Genomic DNA, 18,262 nt, shown 5'->3' on the forward strand with positions numbered 1-18,262 from the left:
TCAATTGTTGAGCGCGGGCACCTGGCGCACGCACGCCGCCAGCGCAGCGCTTGTCGCGCCGTCCTGCGCACGCAGCCGCGCTTCGGCCGCCGCGCCATCGCGCGCCACTTCGGCCTCGACCGCTTTCGCGTTCTTGCCGGCCGCGCGACCGGCATCGGAGGCGGCCATGCCCCAGAAGATCGTGTGATCGAACAGCGCCGATTCCTGCGGCGTTCCCTTACCGATCTTCGCGGCGGCATTGGTCAACGCCGCGCAGCGCAGCGCCTCGGGATAGGGCGGCACCTTCCCCTGCGCCGAAACGCCGGGGCTAACGCACAGGACCGCAGCGGCGGCGGCGGTCAGGAAAACACGGTCAGGCAGCTTCTTTCTCCTCGGCAAGCGCCCCCTTCACGGCTTCGATCGCGGCCGGGCCGTTATTGCCCTCCGGCCCGCCACCCTGTGCCATGTCCGGGCGCCCGCCGCCGCCCTGCCCGCCCAGCGCGGCAACGCCACGCTTGACGAGTTCTACGGCGCTCAGGCTCCCGGTCAGGTCGTCGGTGACGCCGACCGCAATCGCTGCACGCCCTTCATTTACCGCGACAAAAGCTACCACACCTGAACCGATCCGGCCCTTCGCCTCATCCACCGCACCGCGCAGCGCCTTGGGATCGAGCCCGTCGAGGATCTGTCCGACGAAGTTGACCCCGCCGATCTGCTCCGGCCCGGCGGGCGCCGCGGCACCCGCACCGCCACCCAGCGCAAGCGCCTTCTTGGCCTCGGCCAGTTCCTTCTCCAGCTTGCGGCGTTCCTCGATCAGCGCGACCACGCGCGCCGCCACCTCGTCGGGCGAGGTCTTGAGGCTCGCCGCCACCTCGCGCAGCTTGGCATCGCGATCGGCCAGCCACAGCCGCGCCGCCTCGCCGGTCAGCGCCTCGATCCGGCGGACGCCGCTCGACACCGCGCTTTCGCTGATGATCTTGAACACCGCGATGTCGCCCGTGGCGCGGACATGGGTGCCACCGCACAGCTCGACCGAATAGCGCTTGTCGGTCTGGCGGCCCATCGAGAGCACGCGCACCTCGTCGCCATATTTTTCGCCGAACAGCGCCAGCGCACCCGCCGCAACTGCATCGTCCGGGGTCATCAGCCGGGTGCTGACGGTCTCGTTCGCGCGAATCTCGGCATTCACTTCGGCCTCGATGTCCGCAATCTCCTGTGCGCTCAGCGCCGAGGGGTGCGAGAAGTCGAAGCGCAGGCGATCGGGCGCCACCAGGCTGCCCTTCTGCGTCACATGCCCGCCCAGGCGGTTGCGCAGCGCCGCATGCAGCAGGTGGGTCGCCGAATGGTTGGCGCGGATCGCGTCGCGGCGCGCCACGTCGATCGCCAGCTTCACTGTATCGCCGACCGCAAGCTCGCCACTCTCGATCCTGGCATGATGTGCGTGCAGACGGCCGAGCGGCTTGCTGGTGTCGCTCACGACGGCCTTCACCTTGTCGCCGCTGATGACACCCGCGTCGCCCATTTGGCCGCCGCTCTCGCCATAGAAGGGGGTCTGGTTGGTGAGGATGAACACCTCATCCCCCGGCCCCGCCTTGTCGACTCGCGCACCGTCCTTGACCAGCGCGACTACCTGGCCCTCGCCATCGGTGGCGGTATAGCCGGTGAACTCGGTTCCGCCGAGTTCCTCGGCGATGTCGAACCAGACGTCGTCCGAAGCCTTGGCGCCCGAGCCCTTCCAGGCAGCGCGCGCGGCATCCTTCTGGCGCTTCATCGCGGCGTCGAAGCCCTCGCGATCCACCGCCATGCCCTGCGGGCGCAGCGCGTCCTCGGTCAGGTCGTAGGGGAAGCCATAGGTGTCGTAGAGTTTGAACGCGGTTTCACCGGACAGCGTATCGCCCTCGCCCATGCCCGAGGTTGCCTCGTCGAGCAGCTTGAGGCCGTTCGCCAGCGTCTGGCGGAAGCGGGTCTCCTCCTGCAGCAACGTTGCCTCGATCAGCGGCTGCGCGCGCACCAGTTCGGGATAGGCTCCGCCCATCTCGGCCACCAGCGACGGCACCATGCGGTACATCAGCGGTTCCTTGGCACCCAGGATATGCGCGTGACGCATCGCACGGCGCATGATCCGGCGCAGCACATAGCCGCGGCCCTCGTTCGCGGGGAGCACGCCGTCGGCGACCAGGAAGCCGGCCGAGCGCAGATGATCGGCGATCACGCGGTGGCTCGCCTGATGCTCGCCCTTGGTCGACGCGCCGGTCAGGGCACCGCTCTCTGCGATCAGCGCCTTGAAGACGTCGATATCGTAATTGTCGTGGACCCCCTGGAGCACCGCCGCGACACGCTCCAGCCCCATACCGGTGTCGATGCTGGGCTTGGGCAGTTCGCTGACGATCTCGTCATTCTCCTGCAGATACTGCATGAAGACGAGGTTCCAGATCTCGACGAAGCGATCACCATCTTCCTCGGGGCTTCCCGGAGGGCCACCCCAGATATGGTCGCCATGATCGTAGAAGATTTCCGAGCACGGCCCGCACGGCCCATCGGATCCCATCGCCCAGAAATTGTCCTTGGTGGCGATGCGGATGATCCGCTCTTCGGGCAGGCCCGCGATCTTCTTCCACAGATCGAACGCCTGATCGTCGGTATGATAGACGGTCGCGGTCAGCTTGTCGGGCGATAGGCCCCATTCCTTGGTCAGCAGCGTCCAGGCATGGGTGATCGCCTGTTCCTTGAAATAGTCGCCGAAGCTGAAATTCCCCAGCATTTCAAAGAAGGTGTGGTGGCGCGCCGTATAGCCGACATTGTCGAGGTCGTTGTGCTTGCCGCCCGCGCGAACGCACTTCTGGCTGCTCGCCGCGGTCGAATAGGGCCGCGTCTCCAGACCGGTGAACACATTCTTGAACGGCACCATGCCCGCATTGACGAACATCAGCGTCGGATCGTTGTGCGGCACCAGCGGCGCCGAGGGCACGCGCGCATGCCCCTGGCCTTCGAAATAGTCGAGGAAGCTGCGGCGAATATCGTTGGTCGAAGTCATCGCGCCGACTTAGGGGCGAGATCGCCTTCGCTCAAGCGAAACGGTGCGATCAGGCTGATCGAGACAGTTTCGCGAGCGCAGCGGCACCACGTGGACTGATCCGATAGCCGGTCTCGAGCGAGATCGTAAGGCCGCGATTCTTGAGTTCCCGCACCCGCGCCTTGAACCGGTCGCGCGGCATCCCCAGCGGTTCGGCGATATCGGCCGCGCGGACTTCGGGTGCCTGATCGATGGCCCTCAGGATCGGCAGCGCCCAGTCGATCCGGACGAGCCAGGCCGGAATGTCGGGATCGACATCGGCCTGTTCACGCAGTGCTTCCCTGGGGTCTTCGTCGATTCCCGCCAGTTCGATCCGGTACAGGTCGCCGGGGCGGCTGTTCAACTCCCGCAACAGGGCATCGCGATCCGCATAGCCAGCCGCGACCGCCTCCTCCGCATCGATCGCCATGAGCTCGATACGCTCGACCAGTCCAAATCGCACCACACCGTGGGCTGTGCGCTGCGTGCCACCGGTCACAGCCGCCGCGCTACGCCACCGGCGAAACGCAAGGGTGATGGTTTCGTTCGCAACGCCCTCCAGAGTATCGCGGCGGAACAGCATCGGTCAGAGCCGGTCGATCGCTGGCTGCGGTTCGGAAAAATAGCGCGGTCCCGTCTTGGTCATATGGAAGCAGTCCTCCAGCCGCACCCCGAATTTGCCGGGCAGATAGATGCCCGGTTCGTTGGAGAAGCACATGCCCGCGGCCAGCTTCGTCGTCTCGCCGCGCACCAGGTTGATCGGTTCGTGCCCGTCCATACCGATGCCGTGCCCGGTGCGGTGCGACAGACCCGGCAGCTTGTAGTCCGGCCCGTAACCAAGCGAGCTGTAGTAGCGCCGCACCGCGTCATCCACAGCACCTGCCGGCGTCCCGATCTGGGCTGCGGCAAAGGCGATTTCCTGCCCGCGCTTCATCTCGCTCCACACCTTGCGCTGCTCGGCCGTGGCTTCCCCATGGACGAAGGTGCGCGAGATGTCGCTTTCATAGCCATGGACCCGCGCGCCGCAGTCCATCAGCACCACCTCGCCTTTCGCCACGCGCTGCGGCTTGCCGGTGCCGTGCGGATAGGCCGACGCCTCGCCCAGCAGGATCAGGTTGAACGCCACCTCTCCGCCGAGCTTGCGGGTCGCCGCGCTCATCAGCGCGGCGATGTCCTGCGGCGTCATCCCCGCCTGAACCTGCGGGTGCGTCCAGCGATAGGCGGCCATCGTCACATCCGCAGCCTTCTGCATCAGAGCGATCTCGGCCGGGGTCTTGATCATCCGGCATCCGCGCACGACCGAATTGGCGGAAACGATCAGGCGTGCATCGCCGATCGCCTGAGCCAGGCCGGTCACCGCGAAATGCCGTACCGTTTCCTCGATCCCGATGCGGTGGTTCTGCAGCCTCTTCTCGCGCAGCCAGCCCGCGATCACCGCGAACGGGCTTTCATGTTCCTGCCACACCCGCACTTGCGCCGGAACGCCCAGCGATTCGCGGACCGACGGCTCCTCGAAGAAGGGGGTAACGATCATCGGATCGCCTTCGACGGGGATCACTGCTGCGGTCAGCCGCTCGCTGCGCCCCCAGCGCACGCCTGTGAAATAGAGCAGGCTCGACCCGGGCTCGATCAGCACCGCGCCGATGCCGTTCGCTTTCATCAGCGCCTGCGCCCGGGCAAGCCGCACACGGCGTTCCTCCGGCCCGATCGGGATCGCATCCGCCGTGATATTTTTCAGGTCCGCAGCAGAGGGTTCTGCCCTCTGCGGGACTCTAGCATGAGCAACGAGGGGAGCCGCGGCGGCGGCGGCGAGCAGTGTTCGGCGGGACAAGATCATGATCACCAGCGATACGGCTCTTGACCCGCGCGCCGCAATCCCCTGTCTAGGCGCCGCAAAGAGGGGAGCCCAATGGCCAAGAAACTGACGACATTCATCCTGATTGCGCTCGTGGCGGGCGCGATCGTGGGCCTTGGGCTCCATTACGGCATCCATAACAGCTTCGGCGCCGATTCGGCGGGCGCAGAAGCCGAGCTGAAGACCGTCGCCGGCTATTTCTCGATCGTCACGACGATCTTCCTGCGCCTGATCAAGATGATCATCGCGCCGCTGGTCTTTGCCACCCTCGTCGCCGGTATCGCGCATATGGGCGACACAGCCGCGCTGGGCCGGGTGGGCGGCCGCGCAGTCGCCTGGTTCATCTGCGCCAGCCTCGTCTCGCTCACGCTGGGACTGATTCTCGTCAATCTGTTCCAGCCCGGCGTCGGCCTCAACTTCCCGCTGCCACCGGTCGACGCCACCAGCGGCGTCGAGAAGGCTGCCTTCAACCTCAAGGACTTCTTCACCCACGTCTTCCCCGCATCGGGGATCGAGGCGATGGCAAAGAACGAAATCCTCCAGATCGTGATCTTCTCGCTGTTCATCGGCGTCGCGATCACGGCGGTGGGCGAGAAGGCCAAGCCGTTGGTCAGCGCGGTCGAGGCACTGGTCCATGTGATGCTGCAGGTGACGAACTACGTCATGCGCTTCGCTCCGATCGCGGTGTTCGCAGCGGTGGCGGGGACTTTGGCGGAGCGCGGCCCGGCGATCATCGGCAACCTCGCCTACTTCATGGGCACGTTCTACATCGCAATGTTTACGCTCTGGGCGCTGCTGATCGGCGTCTGTTATCTGATCGTCGGCAAGCGTACCGGACTGCTGGTCCGCTACATCCGCGATCCGCTGCTCCTCGCCTTCTCGACCGCATCGTCCGAGGCCGCCTATCCGCGAACGCTGGAGGCACTCGACCGCTTCGGCGTACCGCCGCGCATCGCCAGCTTCGTGCTGCCGCTGGGGTACAGCTTCAACCTCGACGGCTCGATGATCTACATGACCTTCGCGACGATCTTCATCGCGCAGGCCTATGGCATCGATCTGACCTTGGGTCAGGAAATCACGATGCTGCTGGTGCTCATGATCACCAGCAAAGGCATTGCCGGCGTGCCCCGCGCCAGCCTGGTCGTCATCGCCGCCACGCTCGGCTTCTTCGACATTCCGGAAGCCGGCCTGCTGCTCATCCTCGGTATCGATCACTTCCTCGACATGGGCCGCTCGGCGACCAACGTCGTCGGCAACGCGGTGGCGAGCGCCGTGGTGGCGAAATGGGAAGGCGGCCGCCTCGATCCCATCGAACCCGCCGATATCGAGCCGCCCCACGCACCTACCGGCGGCGGCCCCGCGGTGGACGAGCAAAGCTTCAGCGAGTTCGGCAAACCCCCGGCGGGCGGCTCTCAGGCATAGGCATAGGGCCCGCCTGCGGAGAGCGCGGCCTGATAGGCAGGCCGCGCATGCACCCTGGCCAGCCAGGCGATCGTCGCCGGGCGTGAGGCATCGAGCCCCGCCCGGCTTCGTGCCGCTTCGAGCGGGAAGCTCATCATCACATCCGCCGCGCTGAAATCGTCTCCGGCGAACCAGTCATGCTGCGAGAGGTGCGCCTCGACATAGTCGAGATGCACGTCGATCATCGGCTGAATCTTCTTCTGCGCGGTCTTGCCGAGCAAGGGCACACGGCCCAGCACCAGCTTGACCAGTAGCGGCGGCATCAGCGAGCCCTCGGCATAGTGAAGGAAATGCCGATAGCGCAGCACCGCGTCGCGATGTGCCGGCGCCCCGAGCCGCCCGTCGGCCTTCTCGACCAGATACTCGATGATCGCGCCCGTTTCCGCGATGGTGCGGTCAAGGCCGCCATCCGCCTCGTCGTCGACGATCACGGGCGACTTGCCGAGCGGGTGCACCGCACGAAGTTCGGGCGGGGCGAGCATCGTCGCCTTGTTTCGTTGGTAGCGCTCGATTCGATAGGGCAGCCCGAGCTCCTCGAGCAGCCACAACACGCGCTGCGAACGTGAATTTTCCAGATGGTGGACGGTGATCATCGGCCGGGCATCCTCGTTGACATCATGCAAGGCTGCACTGCCCGGCCGAGGATGGCCAGCGTCAAATCAGACGGTCGACCACCTGCAGCTCCACAGAACGGCAGGCACGGCAAGCGAAAGCGGTGGACCGGCCTTGTCCTCCACCCGGTTTCTCAGGAACCGCCGGCCGCATCGATGCCGATCAACTCGACGGTGAACAACAGCGTTGCGCGGCCCGGGATCGGTCCGCGTCCATTGGGGCCATAGGCCAGCTCCTGCGGAATCGCGAGCTCCACCTTGTCGCCGATGCCCATCAGCTGGACGCCTTCCTGCCAGCCCTTGATGACGCGATTGAGCGGAAAAGTCGCCGGTTGGCCGCGCTTGACCGAGCTGTCGAATTCGACACCATCGCTGAAGGTGCCGGTATAGTGGACGGTGACCCGATCGAGCGGGCCGGGCCGCTGGCCGCTGCCGTCTCCCGCGATCCGGCGCCACCGCAGCCCGCTCGGAGTGACATGCCAGCCCTTTGCTCCGTGACGCTCGGCCAGCGCCAGCATCTGGCGATTCTGCCAAGCGACATCCTGCGAGTGATCGGGTTGAGGGGAATCCTGAGCAGCAGCCGCGTCGGCCCCTGCTGCAATCGCGCAGCTCAACAGAAGCGATTTCGAGAAACTCAGCACCAACTCCGCCCTCCCCTTGCTCACCCGGCCCCCTTGCTCACGCCGGTTCGCGAGCCGTTCGCCCGCACAGCTACTCAATCGCTCCGTTCCTACCAAGCCGAAAGACCCGGCGCGTGGGGCGCCGGGCCTTCCGATGGGAAGCGAGTCCCGTGACCGCCGCCGCTCATCACGATACGGCGCGGCCCAATCCTGTTACCGTTCCGCCAGGCCCCTCGAAGTTCACGAAGTTACGCGGAACGGCATTCAAACTGTCATCTTCGTCAGTTCCGTCAGTCTTCCGAACCCTCGTCCTCGGCATCGGGGCCGGTCATCATCTCTTCGGCGACCTGCGCGGTGCGGCTGCGGATCGCAGTCTCAAGCCGGTTGCAGACCTCAGGGTTCTCCTTGAGGAACGTCTTGGCGTTCTCGCGCCCCTGACCGATGCGGATGCTGTCATAGCTGAACCACGCACCCGCCTTCTCGACCAGCCCGGCCTTGACGCCGAGGTCGAGGATTTCGCCGATCTTCGAGATGCCTTCACCATACATGATGTCGAATTCGACCTGCTTGAACGGCGGGGCGACCTTGTTCTTCACCACCTTCACGCGGGTCGCGTTGCCGATGATGTCGTCGCGATCCTTGATCTGGCCGGTGCGGCGGATGTCGAGGCGGACCGAGGCGTAGAATTTCAGCGCGTTGCCGCCGGTCGTGGTTTCCGGATTGCCGTACATCACGCCGATCTTCATGCGCAGCTGGTTGATGAAGATCACCATGCAGCGCGACCGGCTGATCGAGCCGGTCAGCTTGCGCAGCGACTGCGACATCAGGCGCGCCTGCAGGCCGACATGGCTGTCGCCCATCTCGCCCTCGATTTCGGCGCGGGGAACCAGCGCAGCGACCGAGTCCACCACCAGTACGTCGATCGCGTTCGACCGCACCAGCGTGTCGGTGATCTCCAGCGCCTGCTCGCCGGTATCTGGCTGTGAGACGATCAGCTCGTCGATGTTGACGCCCAGCTTCTTGGCATAGACGGGGTCGAGCGCATGTTCGGCATCGACGAACGCGGCGACGCCGCCATTCTTCTGTGCCTCGGCGATCACGTGCAGCGCCAGCGTGGTCTTGCCCGAGCTTTCCGGGCCATAGACCTCGATCACGCGCCCGCGCGGAAGGCCGCCCACGCCGAGCGCGATGTCGAGCCCGAGCGAACCAGTCGAGATCGCCTCGACCTGCATCGTCTCCTTCGAGCCGAGCTTCATCGCCGAGCCCTTGCCGAACGCGCGATCGATCTGCGCGAGTGCGGCGTCGAGCGCCTTCTGTTTATCCGAAGAAATCGCCATGTTTCCGTCGATCACCTTGAGGGAAGCTGCCATCCGAAGTCTCCGTCGCTAGAGGCTTTACGCCCCGCCTTCAACAGGCCTGTCATCACAATGTTGATGATTGCGTATAGCATTTGTTCCACTAGAACAAGAGTGGAACAATCATTTTTTGTTCTCATCTCCCTGGAGGAAGCAATTGACCGAACCGACACGCTGCCGCTGGTCTCAGAGCAACCCGCTCGACACCGTCTATCACGACACCGAATGGGGTGTTCCCGTCCGCGATTCGCGGCTGCTGTGGGAAACGCTGATGCTCGAAGGATTCCAGGCTGGCCTGTCCTGGTCGACGATCCTGAAGAAGCGCGACGGGTTTCATGCCGCCTTTGCCGGATGGGACCCGGTCAGGGTCGCCGCGTTCGGCCCTGACGACGTCGAGCGGCTGATGGCCGACCCCGGCATCGTTCGCGCCCGTGCCAAGATCGAGGCCGCGATCGGCAATGCCCGCGCCTATCTCGCTTTTGCCGAGCGGGGCGAGGATTTCGGCGACTGGGCATGGAGCCTTGCCGGCGGCGCGCCGATGAAGGGCGATGGCGAGAGCGTTCCCGCGAAAACCGCAACCTCCGAAGCCATTTCCAAGGCACTCAAGGCAAGGGGTTTCAAGTTCGTGGGACCGGTGATCGTCTATGCCTGGATGCAGGCGGTCGGGATGGTCAACGATCATGCCGTCCACTGCTTCCGTCGCGATCAGGTCTGAACGGGGTTGACGCTAAGCCGTTCACGCAACGTTTAAGGAGCGTACGCCTGACGCTTGCCCCGCGGCTGCGTTCGCGCGATCCTGCACGGCCATGAACGACGATCTTTCCGCCTTCATCGCCGGCCTGCCCAAGGCCGAACTTCACCTGCATATCGAGGGGAGCCTCGAACCCGAGCTGATGTTCGCGTTGGCGAAGCGGAACAAGGTGGCGATCCCGTTCGACAGCGTCGAGGCGGTGCGCGCCGCCTACAGCTTCAGCCGGCTGCAGGACTTCCTCGACATCTATTATGCCGGGGCAGAGGTGTTGCGGACCGAGCAGGATTTCTATGACCTGGCCGATGCCTATTTCGCGCGCGCTGCGGCGGACGGGGTCGTGCATGCGGAGATCTTCTTCGATCCGCAGACCCATACCGATCGCGGCATCCCGTTCCAGGTCGTTGCGGACGGGCTGCTCGCCGCGATGCGCGATGCAGAGGGACGGCATGGCCTGAGCTCGAAGCTGATTCTCTGCTTTCTGCGCCACCTCGACGAGGAGGCGGCCTTCGCCACGCTCAAGACAGCCGAACCCTGGCTTGACCGGATCGAGGGGGTCGGCCTCGATTCGTCGGAAGTCGGCCACCCGCCCGAGAAGTTCGCACGCGTCTTTGCCGCGGCTGGCGATCTCGGCCTCAAGCGCGTGGCGCACGCCGGGGAGGAAGGGCCGCCTGACTATGTCTGGCAGGCGCTCGATATCCTCAGGATCGACCGGCTCGACCATGGCAATCGCAGCCTGGAGGATCCCGCGCTGGTGAGGCGGCTGGCCGATGAGGGGATGACGCTGACCGTCTGCCCGCTTTCGAACCACAAGCTCTGCGTGGTGGACGATATGGCCGACCATCCGCTCGACCGAATGCTTGCCCACGGCCTCGCCGCTACGGTCAATTCGGACGATCCCGCCTATTTCGGGGGCTATGTCGCGGACAATTACCGGGCGGTCGCGGCGGCGCGCGGGCTGGGCAAGGCGGAACTGACCAGGCTCGCGCGCAACAGCTTTACCGGCTCGTTCCTCGATGAGCGAACGAAGGCGGCGTATCTCGGCCAGCTCGATGCATTCGTGGCGGCGAACTGATGCCGGTCTTCACTCCCATTTCGCACGAGCAGCTCGTCGCCGACGTGCTTGCGATTGCTGCCGCTATCCATGCCGATCGCGACTGGAAGCCCGATTTCATCATCGGCATCGGCCGCGGCGGACTTTCGCCTGCGGTCTATCTGAGCCACGCGACGGGCATGCCGATGCTCTCGGTCGATCACAGTTCGCAGGTCCACGACTTCGCCGACGCCCCGCTCGAGCGGCTGGCGGAGCGTACCCGGGCCGGCGAGAAGCTGCTCTTCCTCGACGATATCAACGATAGCGGCGCGACCATCGCCAAGCTGCGCACGAAGCTCGCTGCGGCGGGGGCGACGCCCGGTGCGGTCCGGTTCGCGACCTTGCTCGACAACGCGACGTCCAGCCAGCGCGTCGAGTATGCCGCGCGCGCGATCGATCGCACGGTGACCAAGGACTGGTTCGTGTTCCCGTGGGAAGCGGTCGCCCCGGCGGCATCGATCGCCGCGGACGCTGCCGAAATGCCGGACCGGATCGCCTAGCCTAGAGGCCGGCCAGTGCCTGCTCGATCGCATCCATCGTGAAAGGCTTGGCGAGGATCGGCCGGTGCTTGTGCCCTTCCACGATCATGTCGTCGCCGCCGCCCGTCGCGACCACGAACGGAACGCCCGCCGCCGCCAGCGCATCGGCGACCGGCCAGCATTTTTCGCCACCGTTCAGGTTCACGTCGACGATCGCCGCGTCGATCCCGCCTGCCGCGACCAGCGGGAGCGCGGTCGAAACGCTGTCGGCGACGCCAGCCACCTGCCGGCCGAGGATATCCAGATAATCCTCGAGCATCATGGCGATCAGCGGCTCGTCTTCGACGACAAGGATGCGGGTATGCACGGTCATTGCGATCGAACTAGCCGAGGAAGCCAGGTTTCACCAACCCCTTATTTCGCGGTCAACGCAGCGCGCGCGGCTTCCGCAAGTTGCTGGACTGAAAAGGGTTTGGGCAGGAACGCGACATTGTCGAGGTCGATGGACTTGCGCAGCTGCTCCTCGGCGTAACCCGACATGAAGATGATCTTGAGGTCGGGGTAGCGCTTGCGCGCGTGGCGCACCATCGTCGGCCCGTCCATCGTCGGCATCACCACGTCGGAGATGAGCAGATCGGGCTTGGCGCTGGTCTGGAGCAGCTCCAGCGCAGCCTCGCCATTCTCGGCGGTCAGCACGGTATAGCCCTGCCGGGCCAGCGCGCGTTCGGCGACGGTGCGCACCATCGCCTCGTCCTCGACCAGCAGGATCGTGCCGCTGCCCCACAGATCGCCCTGCACGGGCTTTGCCGCCGGGGCCTTGGCCGATGCGTCGCCCGCCGTGTCGACCGGCAGATAGATGGTGAAGACCGCACCCTTGCCCTTCGGGCTTTCGGCAAAGATGAACCCGCCCGACTGTTTGATGATGCCATAGACGGTCGAGAGGCCGAGGCCGGTCCCCTTCCCCACTTCCTTGGTGGTGAAGAAGGGTTCCCAGATATGCGCGAGCACTTCGGCCGAGATGCCGGTGCCGGTGTCCGAGATGCGCAGCGCAGTATAGTCGCCGACGGGGAGAACATCTTCGTCCATCGCCCGCACCTCATGCGCCGGGACCCCGAAGGTCTCGATCGTCAGCGTGCCGCCGCCATTGGGGCTCTTGGTCAGCATCGCATCGCGCGCATTGACCGCGAGGTTGACCACGACCTGCTCCAGCTGCCCCGGATCGGCGCGCACCGGGCCGAGGTTGCGGCCATGGTTCACCACGAGCTCGACCGTCTCGCCGAGCAGGCGCTTCAGCAGGTTCGACACTTCCGAGATCACGTCCGGCAGCTGCAGCACCTGCGGCCGCAACGTCTGCTGGCGCGAGAAGGCAAGCAGTTGACGGGTCAGCGCAGCCGCACGGTTCGAGTTGATCAGGATCTGCTGGATATCGTCATAGTCGCTGTCGCCGGGCGCGTGGCGCATCAGCATCAGGTCGCAATGGCCGATCACCGCGGTCAGGATGTTATTGAAGTCGTGCGCGACGCCGCCGGCGAGCTGGCCCACGGCCTGCATCTTGGTCGCCTGCGCCACCTGCCGCTTCAAGCGCCCCTCCTCGCCCGCGTCGCGCAGGCTGAGCAGCACCGCCGCCTCGCCCAGTCCGCGGGCGGCCGCGATCGAGATGGCGACGCCCTCGTCTGGCGCCTCGGCGAACCGTACGGTCATGTCGGCGGAATGCGCCGCGCCGCTGGCGAACCGGCGGATCGCGTCGGCCAGTGCGGCCTTGTCCTCGCGCACCACCAGATCGCCGGGATAGATCGGCGGGTTCGCCTGGTTGACGTGGGCGGCGCGGACAAAGGCGTCGTTCATGTGCACGAAGCGCCCGTCGCTGCCGACAAGGGCGATGCCTGAGGGCAGGAGCGAGATCAGTGACCGGACATGCGCGCCGGCGGTATCGCCGATCGCCGGCTGCGGGATCGCCAGCTCGTCATCGAGCAGCGCGACGAGCATCGGCGCATTGTCGCCATCGAGAAAGGGGATCTCCAGCACGCGCAGCGGGGTGCCCGACAGGCCTTCGCGCTCGAACCGGACGATGCCGAGATTGTCGGTGATCAGGAAGCGGGTGAAGTCGCGTCCCTCGATCATCGCATTCTCGTCGCCCATCGCACGCTGGCGGGTGACGCGATTGGCGGCCCGGACGCGCCCGTCGGCACCCAGCAGGGCCATCATGATGCCTGCGCTGCCCAGCCGGTCGCCCGAACTGCCCGCGACCAGCGCCTGAGCCTGCTTGGCGAGATCGACGACATCGGTGCCGGCGAAGCGCCAAACCAGCATCGAATCGCCTACACGAGTGATGTGGGCAGTCAGCTTGGTTCCCGCAGCGTCGAACGCGCCGCTCGACGCCTGACCGTCACGCCATGCCGTGCGCCCGGCGGTGCCGAGCTGCGCCGAGACCCACTCGCCGGGAACGACGCCGGGGGGTGCGGGATAAGTGGGAAAGAGAGTTCCGAAGCGCTCGTTCGCGCAGACCAGCCGTCCGGCGCGATCCGTGACCGCCAGCGCATCGTTGCTCATCGAGGCGAGCGTGTGCGCGACCGACCAGTCGACGACCGGTTCCTCCTCTTTCGCCACCGGCCAGAGCCTGACGAGGAGGTAGGCGATCCCTGCGATCGCCAGCGCCGCGGCAAGGAACCCCGCCGCAACCATGATCGAACCGGTCAGGAACAGCACGATCCCCGCCGCCGCGGCCCCCGCCGCGATCGCGATGATCAGCGGCGCCGCGGCGGAACGGGGGTCACTGGCGAAGGGAGCGCGACGCGAGGCCATTACCTCCCTTTTCCGCTCCCCTGCGCTCCGGTCAAGCGTTCAGCGCCAGCCGGAGACACAGGTTGCGCTCACCAGATGCGAACGCGCTTCGCCGGAGCCAGATACAGCTTCTGCCCTTCCTTGGCGCCGAATGCTCCGTACCAGGGATCGAGGTTGCGAACGACCCAGGCGCGCTGGATCGACGGGCTGTGCGGATCGGTCAGCAGGCGCGCGCGCAGATTGGCCTCGCGATAGTTGCGCCGCCAGATCTGGGCCCAGCCGAGATAGAAGCGCTGATCGCCACTGAATCCGTCGATCACCGGCGCCTTCTTGCCCTTCAGCGAATGCTGATAGGCGTCATAGGCGATGGTCAGGCCGGCAAGGTCGCCGATATTCTCGCCCAGCGTGAACTCGCCCTTCACATGCTCGCCCGGCAACGCCTCATAGGCGTCATACTGAGCGACAAGTGCCTTGCTGGCCGCTTCGAACGCCTTGGTATCGGCCGGAGTCCACCAGTCGGCGAGCTCGCCCTTCTCGTTATACTTGGCACCCTGATCGTCGAAGTGATGGCTGATCTCATGCCCGATCACCGCACCAATGCCGCCATAGTTGACCGCGGGATCGGCCTTGGGGTCGAAGAAGGGCGGCTGCAGGATCGCGGCCGGGAACACCACCTCCATCATGCCGAAATTGGCATAGGCGTTGATGGTCTGGGGCAGCATCCCCCACTCCCACTTGCGCACCGGGCCGCCCAGCTTGTCGAGCATGTACTGATAGTCGAACTGGTTCGAGCGGACCGCATTGCCGAACAGGTCGTCCGCCTTGACCTCGAGCCCGGTATAGTCGCGCCAGCGATCGGGATAGCCGACCTTGACGGTGAAGTTCTTGAGCTTCGCCTTGGCGCGCGCCTTGGTCTTGGGCTGCATCCATTCGAGCGCATCGATCCGCCGGCCCATCGCATCGAGCACGTTGGCGACCAGCTTGTTCATTTCCGCCTTGTACTCCGGCGGGAAATAGCGCTCGGCGTAGATCTTGCCGACTTCCTCGCCCAGCACGCCCTCGGTAAAGCTCACCGCGCGCTTCCAGCGCTCCTCGCGCTGCGGGGTGCCTTGCAGCGTGGTGCCGTAGAAAGCGAAATTCTCGTTCGCGATCTCATCGGGCAGATAGTTTGCGAGGCTGCCCAGGCTGCGCAGCAACATCTGGTCCTTGAGCACCTCGATCGGCGCCTTGTCGAGGATTTCGGCGGTACCCTTCAGTGCGCTCGGCGGACCGATCAGCACCTCGGTGATCTTCGGGCTGGTCGCCTTCAGTATCGCGGGCAGGTCGAGCGTCGGGCTGGAGAATTGCGCGGTCTGCGCAAGCGTGAACTTATTGTAGCCCTTGACCGCATCCGACACGTCCTCGCGGGTCCACTGAACCTTGGCGATCTGGGTCTCGAGATCCATTACAGCCCTGGCGCGCGCCTCGACATTGTCCTCGCCCGCCAGCGTCAGCATCTTCGCGAGATGCGCGACATAGGCGGTGCGGATCGACGCCATCTTGGGGTTGTCGAGCAGGTACATGTCGCGATCGGGCAGGCCGGTGCCACCCTGATAGATGCTGTAGATGTAGCGCTCAGGGTGCTTGTCGTCCTGGCCGACATAGGCGCCGAAGGGGCCGCTGATGCCCATCTTGGTCGCCTCGACCACCAGCGCCGAATAGCCGGCCTTGCTGTCCAGCGCCTTGACCTTCGTCAGCCACGGCTTGATCGGCGCCAGCCCCCGATACTCGACCGTCGCCGTGTCGAGATAGCTGGTATAGGCGCGGCCGATCGCGCTGTTCGCGTCGCCCTTCACCGCGTCGAGGATGCCGCGCACGCGCTGCTTGGACAGGTCGTCCAGCACGGTGAACATGCCATAGTTGGACTTGTCCGCCGGGATCGGCGTGCCCTTCGCCCAGGCACCGTTGGCGAAGGTGTAGAAGTCGTCGCCGGGTGCGGCGGTCTTGTCCATGCCCTTCTCGTCGAAGCCGAAGGTGCCGAGCTGCGGCTTCGAGCCGGTTTCGGCGGCCGGAGCCGGTGCCTCACGCGCCGAAAGCGCGGTCGCCGTGCCCGCGATCGCGGTGCCGGCAAGAAGGATCGAAGTAACGAGAAGACGCATCGTGCACCTATGAAGCAGGAGTCGGAATGCGCGTGTCTTACGCCGATGATACGCTCGATCAAGTCTCGCGTGTTACTGGCCGCCAATCGCCGCCGCGCGTTCCTTCTTCCGCTTGCGCCACTTGTTCGCGATCCACAACCGCCAGCCCACGGCGCTGATCACATAGCCCAGGATCGACGAAATGATCGTGATCGTCACCAGCCCGGTAATCAGCGCTGGTCCCGCCTCCGACCACAGCCAGTTCAGCCAGCTGTCGTTCGCCACATGCGTGGCGATCGGCTGCCCGGGAACGGTCGCATCGAAATGCAGGATCTTGCGTCCGACCCAATAGGCGAATGCCCAGAGCGGCGGCGTGGTGAAGGGGTTGGTCAGGAACGTCGTCAGCGACGCGACCGGGATATTGGCCCGGAACGGGAGCGCCAGCAGCGCGGAGAAGAAGATCTGCGCGACCGGGATCATGATGCCCGTCACCATCCCCAGCGCAACGCCGCGCGGCACCGATCGGCGGGTGAAGCGCCACAGTTCCGGCGCCAGCACGCGATGCGCCACCGGGCGCAGGAAGCGATTTGCCTCCAGGCTTTCGCGGGTCGGCATGTTGCGGTCCGCCCATGCCCGTACCCGGTCCCAGAAGCTCCGTTCAGCCACGGTCGCGGAGGAGCCTTCCCTGTTCACGCTTCCAGTCACGCTCCTTGATCGACTCGCGCTTGTCGTGAGTCTTCTTGCCCTTCGCCAGCGCCAGCTCCACTTTCGCGCGGCCGCGCGAATTGAAGTAGATCGACAGCGGCACCAGGGTCATCCCCTCGCGCGCCACCGCGCCGTGCAGCTTTTCTATCTGCCGCAGATGAAGGAGCAATTTACGGGGCCGCTTGGGCTCGTGATTGAAACGGTTGCCGTGGCTGAATTCGGGGATGTTGGCATTGACCAGCCACGCCTGCTCGCCGCGGATCTCGGCATAGCTTTCCGCGATCGATCCCTCGCCGAAGCGCAGCGCCTTCACCTCGGTGCCCTGAAGCGCGATGCCGGCCTCGTACACGTCCTCGATGAAATACTCGAAGCGCGCCTTCCGGTTCTCGGCGACGATCTTCTTCTTGTCGAATTCGGTGGGACGCGGGCGAGCCATGGGACGCGCGATGTAGGCCCGTGCGACGCTAAAGGGAAGCCGAGCGGATCAGATAATCCCCGCCGCCTGCATCGCCGCATCGACCGCCGCCTTGCTCGCCTCGCCCGGCTCGACCATCGGCAGCCGCAGCTCGGCCGAAATCTCGGGCCGCAGCTTGTTCACGGCGTACTTGACCGGCCCCGGCGAGGCGTCTGTGAACATCGCATTGTGAAGCGCGAACAACCGGTCATGCAGCGCCAGCGCCAGCGCGGTATTGCCTTCGGCCCAGGCCGCCTGGAACTGAGCGCACAGCTTGGGCGCGACATTCGCGGTCACCGAAATACACCCCACCCCGCCCATCGCGTTGAACGCCAGCGCGGTATCGTCGTTGCCCGAAAGCTGAGCGAAACCCGCGCGGAGCGCCGCGCGATGCATCGACACGCGCGCGAGATCGCCGGTCGCGTCCTTGATCGCGACAAACTTGCCCGGGAAGGCCTGAACGATGCGGATCACCGTTTCGGGCTGGATGTCCGTCACCGTGCGCCCGGGGACATTGTAGAGCACGATCGGTAGCTCGCATTCCGCGGCGACCGCCTCGAAATGGCGGAAGATGCCCTCCTGGCTCGGGCGGTTGTAATAGGGCGGCACCATCAGCACCGCGTCGGCCCCGGCATCCTTCGCCGCCTTGACGTTGCCGATCGCGACCCGCGTGTCGTTCGATCCTGTGCCGGCGATCACCGGGATACGGCCGCGTACCTGATCCACGCAGACGCGCACCACCTCGAAATGCTCATCCTTGGCCAGCGTCGCGGCCTCGCCCGTCGTCCCGACAGGAACCAGCGCGGACGAGCCTTCGGCAATCTGCCATTCGACGAAATCGCGGAACACGTCTTCGGCAAAGTCGCCGTTACGGAACGGGGTAATCAGGGCGGGGATCGAACCGGTGAACATATGCGCCAAAAAGCCCCAATTTTTCCGAATTTCGGGCTGG

Annotated in this window: 17 protein-coding genes; 4 read left to right on the forward strand and 13 right to left on the reverse strand. The window is 65.5% G+C overall.

The annotated features are described in order from the left end of the window. From BDW16_RS00970 to BDW16_RS00985, 4 genes are all read right to left on the reverse strand, one after another. Nucleotides 1-378 carry a hypothetical protein gene (locus BDW16_RS00970; protein WP_125958821.1) on the reverse strand — a complete coding sequence of 126 codons (378 nt, stop codon included), beginning with the start codon at nt 376-378 and terminating at the stop codon, nt 1-3. After that, entirely contained in the window at nt 353-3,013 is a 2,661-nt protein-coding gene (gene alaS, locus BDW16_RS00975) for an alanine--tRNA ligase (protein ID WP_066575241.1), read from the reverse strand. The genes BDW16_RS00970 and alaS overlap by 26 nt, the downstream gene beginning before the upstream one ends. Nucleotides 3,014-3,062: 49 nt before the next feature. Then, nucleotides 3,063-3,530 carry an ASCH domain-containing protein gene (locus BDW16_RS00980; protein ID WP_125958820.1) on the reverse strand — a complete coding sequence of 156 codons (468 nt, stop codon included), beginning with the start codon at nt 3,528-3,530 and terminating at the stop codon, nt 3,063-3,065. Nucleotides 3,531-3,617: 87 nt separating this feature from the next. Next, on the reverse strand, nt 3,618-4,868 hold the full coding sequence (locus BDW16_RS00985) for a M24 family metallopeptidase (protein WP_066575713.1): 1,251 nt from the start codon (nt 4,866-4,868) through the stop codon (nt 3,618-3,620). Nucleotides 4,869-4,940: 72 nt separating this feature from the next. On the opposite strand from BDW16_RS00985, the gene BDW16_RS00990 reads away from it, so the two are divergent. Further along, entirely contained in the window at nt 4,941-6,308 is a 1,368-nt protein-coding gene (locus tag BDW16_RS00990; protein ID WP_066575250.1) for a dicarboxylate/amino acid:cation symporter, read from the forward strand. On the opposite strand, the gene BDW16_RS00995 is transcribed toward BDW16_RS00990, so the two are convergent. From BDW16_RS00995 to recA, 3 genes are all read right to left on the reverse strand, one after another. Beyond that, a complete protein-coding gene (locus tag BDW16_RS00995; RefSeq protein ID WP_066575714.1) occupies nt 6,299-6,940 on the reverse strand; it encodes a glutathione S-transferase family protein in 642 nt (213 codons plus the stop codon). The two genes, BDW16_RS00990 and BDW16_RS00995, sit on opposite strands and share 10 nt — an antisense overlap. 152 nt (nt 6,941-7,092) lie before the next feature. After that, nucleotides 7,093-7,623: an FKBP-type peptidyl-prolyl cis-trans isomerase gene (locus BDW16_RS01000; RefSeq protein WP_241230502.1), complete on the reverse strand. Its 531-nt coding sequence runs from the start codon at nt 7,621-7,623 to the stop codon at nt 7,093-7,095. A gap of 245 nt (nt 7,624-7,868) precedes the next feature. After that, the gene (gene recA, locus BDW16_RS01005; protein ID WP_066575252.1) at nt 7,869-8,948 is read right to left on the reverse strand and encodes a recombinase RecA; all 1,080 of its coding nucleotides are present in this window, start codon (nt 8,946-8,948) and stop codon (nt 7,869-7,871) included. 142 nt (nt 8,949-9,090) lie between these two features. On the opposite strand from recA, the gene BDW16_RS01010 reads away from it, so the two are divergent. The 3 genes from BDW16_RS01010 to BDW16_RS01020 all read left to right on the forward strand — a co-directional run bounded on the left by BDW16_RS01010 (nt 9,091) and on the right by BDW16_RS01020 (nt 11,274). Further along, the gene (locus BDW16_RS01010; RefSeq protein ID WP_066575254.1) at nt 9,091-9,648 is read left to right on the forward strand and encodes a DNA-3-methyladenine glycosylase I; all 558 of its coding nucleotides are present in this window, start codon (nt 9,091-9,093) and stop codon (nt 9,646-9,648) included. A gap of 91 nt (nt 9,649-9,739) precedes the next feature. Further along, on the forward strand, nt 9,740-10,756 hold the full coding sequence (locus BDW16_RS01015; RefSeq protein ID WP_066575256.1) for an adenosine deaminase: 1,017 nt from the start codon (nt 9,740-9,742) through the stop codon (nt 10,754-10,756). Further along, nucleotides 10,756-11,274, forward strand: a complete 519-nt coding sequence (locus tag BDW16_RS01020) for a phosphoribosyltransferase (RefSeq protein ID WP_066575258.1) — start codon at nt 10,756-10,758, stop codon at nt 11,272-11,274. The genes BDW16_RS01015 and BDW16_RS01020 overlap by 1 nt, the downstream gene beginning before the upstream one ends. A 1-nt stretch (nt 11,275) precedes the next feature. Here the strand turns inward: BDW16_RS01020 and BDW16_RS01025 are convergent, their stop codons facing one another. The 6 genes from BDW16_RS01025 to dapA form a co-directional block, all read right to left on the reverse strand. Next, nucleotides 11,276-11,626 (reverse strand): response regulator, encoded by a 351-nt coding sequence (locus BDW16_RS01025; protein WP_066575260.1) that lies wholly within the window; start codon nt 11,624-11,626, stop codon nt 11,276-11,278. 41 nt (nt 11,627-11,667) lie between these two features. Next, nucleotides 11,668-14,055, reverse strand: a complete 2,388-nt coding sequence (locus tag BDW16_RS01030; protein ID WP_066575270.1) for a response regulator — start codon at nt 14,053-14,055, stop codon at nt 11,668-11,670. 68 nt (nt 14,056-14,123) lie between these two features. Then, the gene (locus tag BDW16_RS01035) at nt 14,124-16,172 is read right to left on the reverse strand and encodes a M13 family metallopeptidase (protein ID WP_066575273.1); all 2,049 of its coding nucleotides are present in this window, start codon (nt 16,170-16,172) and stop codon (nt 14,124-14,126) included. 72 nt (nt 16,173-16,244) lie between these two features. Then, nucleotides 16,245-16,766 (reverse strand): DUF2062 domain-containing protein, encoded by a 522-nt coding sequence (locus BDW16_RS01040; protein ID WP_066575275.1) that lies wholly within the window; start codon nt 16,764-16,766, stop codon nt 16,245-16,247. 43 nt (nt 16,767-16,809) lie between these two features. Continuing rightward, nucleotides 16,810-17,292: an SsrA-binding protein SmpB gene (smpB, locus tag BDW16_RS01045; protein ID WP_066575278.1), complete on the reverse strand. Its 483-nt coding sequence runs from the start codon at nt 17,290-17,292 to the stop codon at nt 16,810-16,812. A gap of 48 nt (nt 17,293-17,340) precedes the next feature. Continuing rightward, nucleotides 17,341-18,222: a 4-hydroxy-tetrahydrodipicolinate synthase gene (gene dapA / locus BDW16_RS01050; RefSeq protein ID WP_066575281.1), complete on the reverse strand. Its 882-nt coding sequence runs from the start codon at nt 18,220-18,222 to the stop codon at nt 17,341-17,343. Nucleotides 18,223-18,262: the final 40 nt, after the last annotated feature.

This window comes from Sphingomonas koreensis, from assembly GCF_002797435.1.
GTDB classification, from domain to species: domain Bacteria; phylum Pseudomonadota; class Alphaproteobacteria; order Sphingomonadales; family Sphingomonadaceae; genus Sphingomonas; species Sphingomonas koreensis.

What these genes read in the sequence shown, in the direction of transcription:
- alaS (WP_066575241.1), bottom strand. Translation starts at nt 3,013, where the DNA reads ATGACTTCGACCAACGATATTCGCCGCAGCTTCCTCGACTATTTCGAA.
- BDW16_RS00985 (WP_066575713.1), bottom strand. Translation starts at nt 4,868, where the DNA reads ATGATCTTGTCCCGCCGAACACTGCTCGCCGCCGCCGCCGCGGCTCCC.
- BDW16_RS00990 (WP_066575250.1), top strand. Translation starts at nt 4,941, where the DNA reads ATGGCCAAGAAACTGACGACATTCATCCTGATTGCGCTCGTGGCGGGC.
- BDW16_RS00995 (WP_066575714.1), bottom strand. Translation starts at nt 6,940, where the DNA reads ATGATCACCGTCCACCATCTGGAAAATTCACGTTCGCAGCGCGTGTTG.
- recA (WP_066575252.1), bottom strand. Translation starts at nt 8,948, where the DNA reads ATGGCAGCTTCCCTCAAGGTGATCGACGGAAACATGGCGATTTCTTCG.
- BDW16_RS01015 (WP_066575256.1), top strand. Translation starts at nt 9,740, where the DNA reads ATGAACGACGATCTTTCCGCCTTCATCGCCGGCCTGCCCAAGGCCGAA.
- BDW16_RS01020 (WP_066575258.1), top strand. Translation starts at nt 10,756, where the DNA reads ATGCCGGTCTTCACTCCCATTTCGCACGAGCAGCTCGTCGCCGACGTG.
- BDW16_RS01025 (WP_066575260.1), bottom strand. Translation starts at nt 11,626, where the DNA reads ATGACCGTGCATACCCGCATCCTTGTCGTCGAAGACGAGCCGCTGATC.
- BDW16_RS01030 (WP_066575270.1), bottom strand. Translation starts at nt 14,055, where the DNA reads ATGGCCTCGCGTCGCGCTCCCTTCGCCAGTGACCCCCGTTCCGCCGCG.
- BDW16_RS01035 (WP_066575273.1), bottom strand. Translation starts at nt 16,172, where the DNA reads ATGCGTCTTCTCGTTACTTCGATCCTTCTTGCCGGCACCGCGATCGCG.
- BDW16_RS01040 (WP_066575275.1), bottom strand. Translation starts at nt 16,766, where the DNA reads ATGCCGACCCGCGAAAGCCTGGAGGCAAATCGCTTCCTGCGCCCGGTG.
- smpB (WP_066575278.1), bottom strand. Translation starts at nt 17,292, where the DNA reads ATGGCTCGCCCGCGTCCCACCGAATTCGACAAGAAGAAGATCGTCGCC.
- dapA (WP_066575281.1), bottom strand. Translation starts at nt 18,222, where the DNA reads ATGTTCACCGGTTCGATCCCCGCCCTGATTACCCCGTTCCGTAACGGC.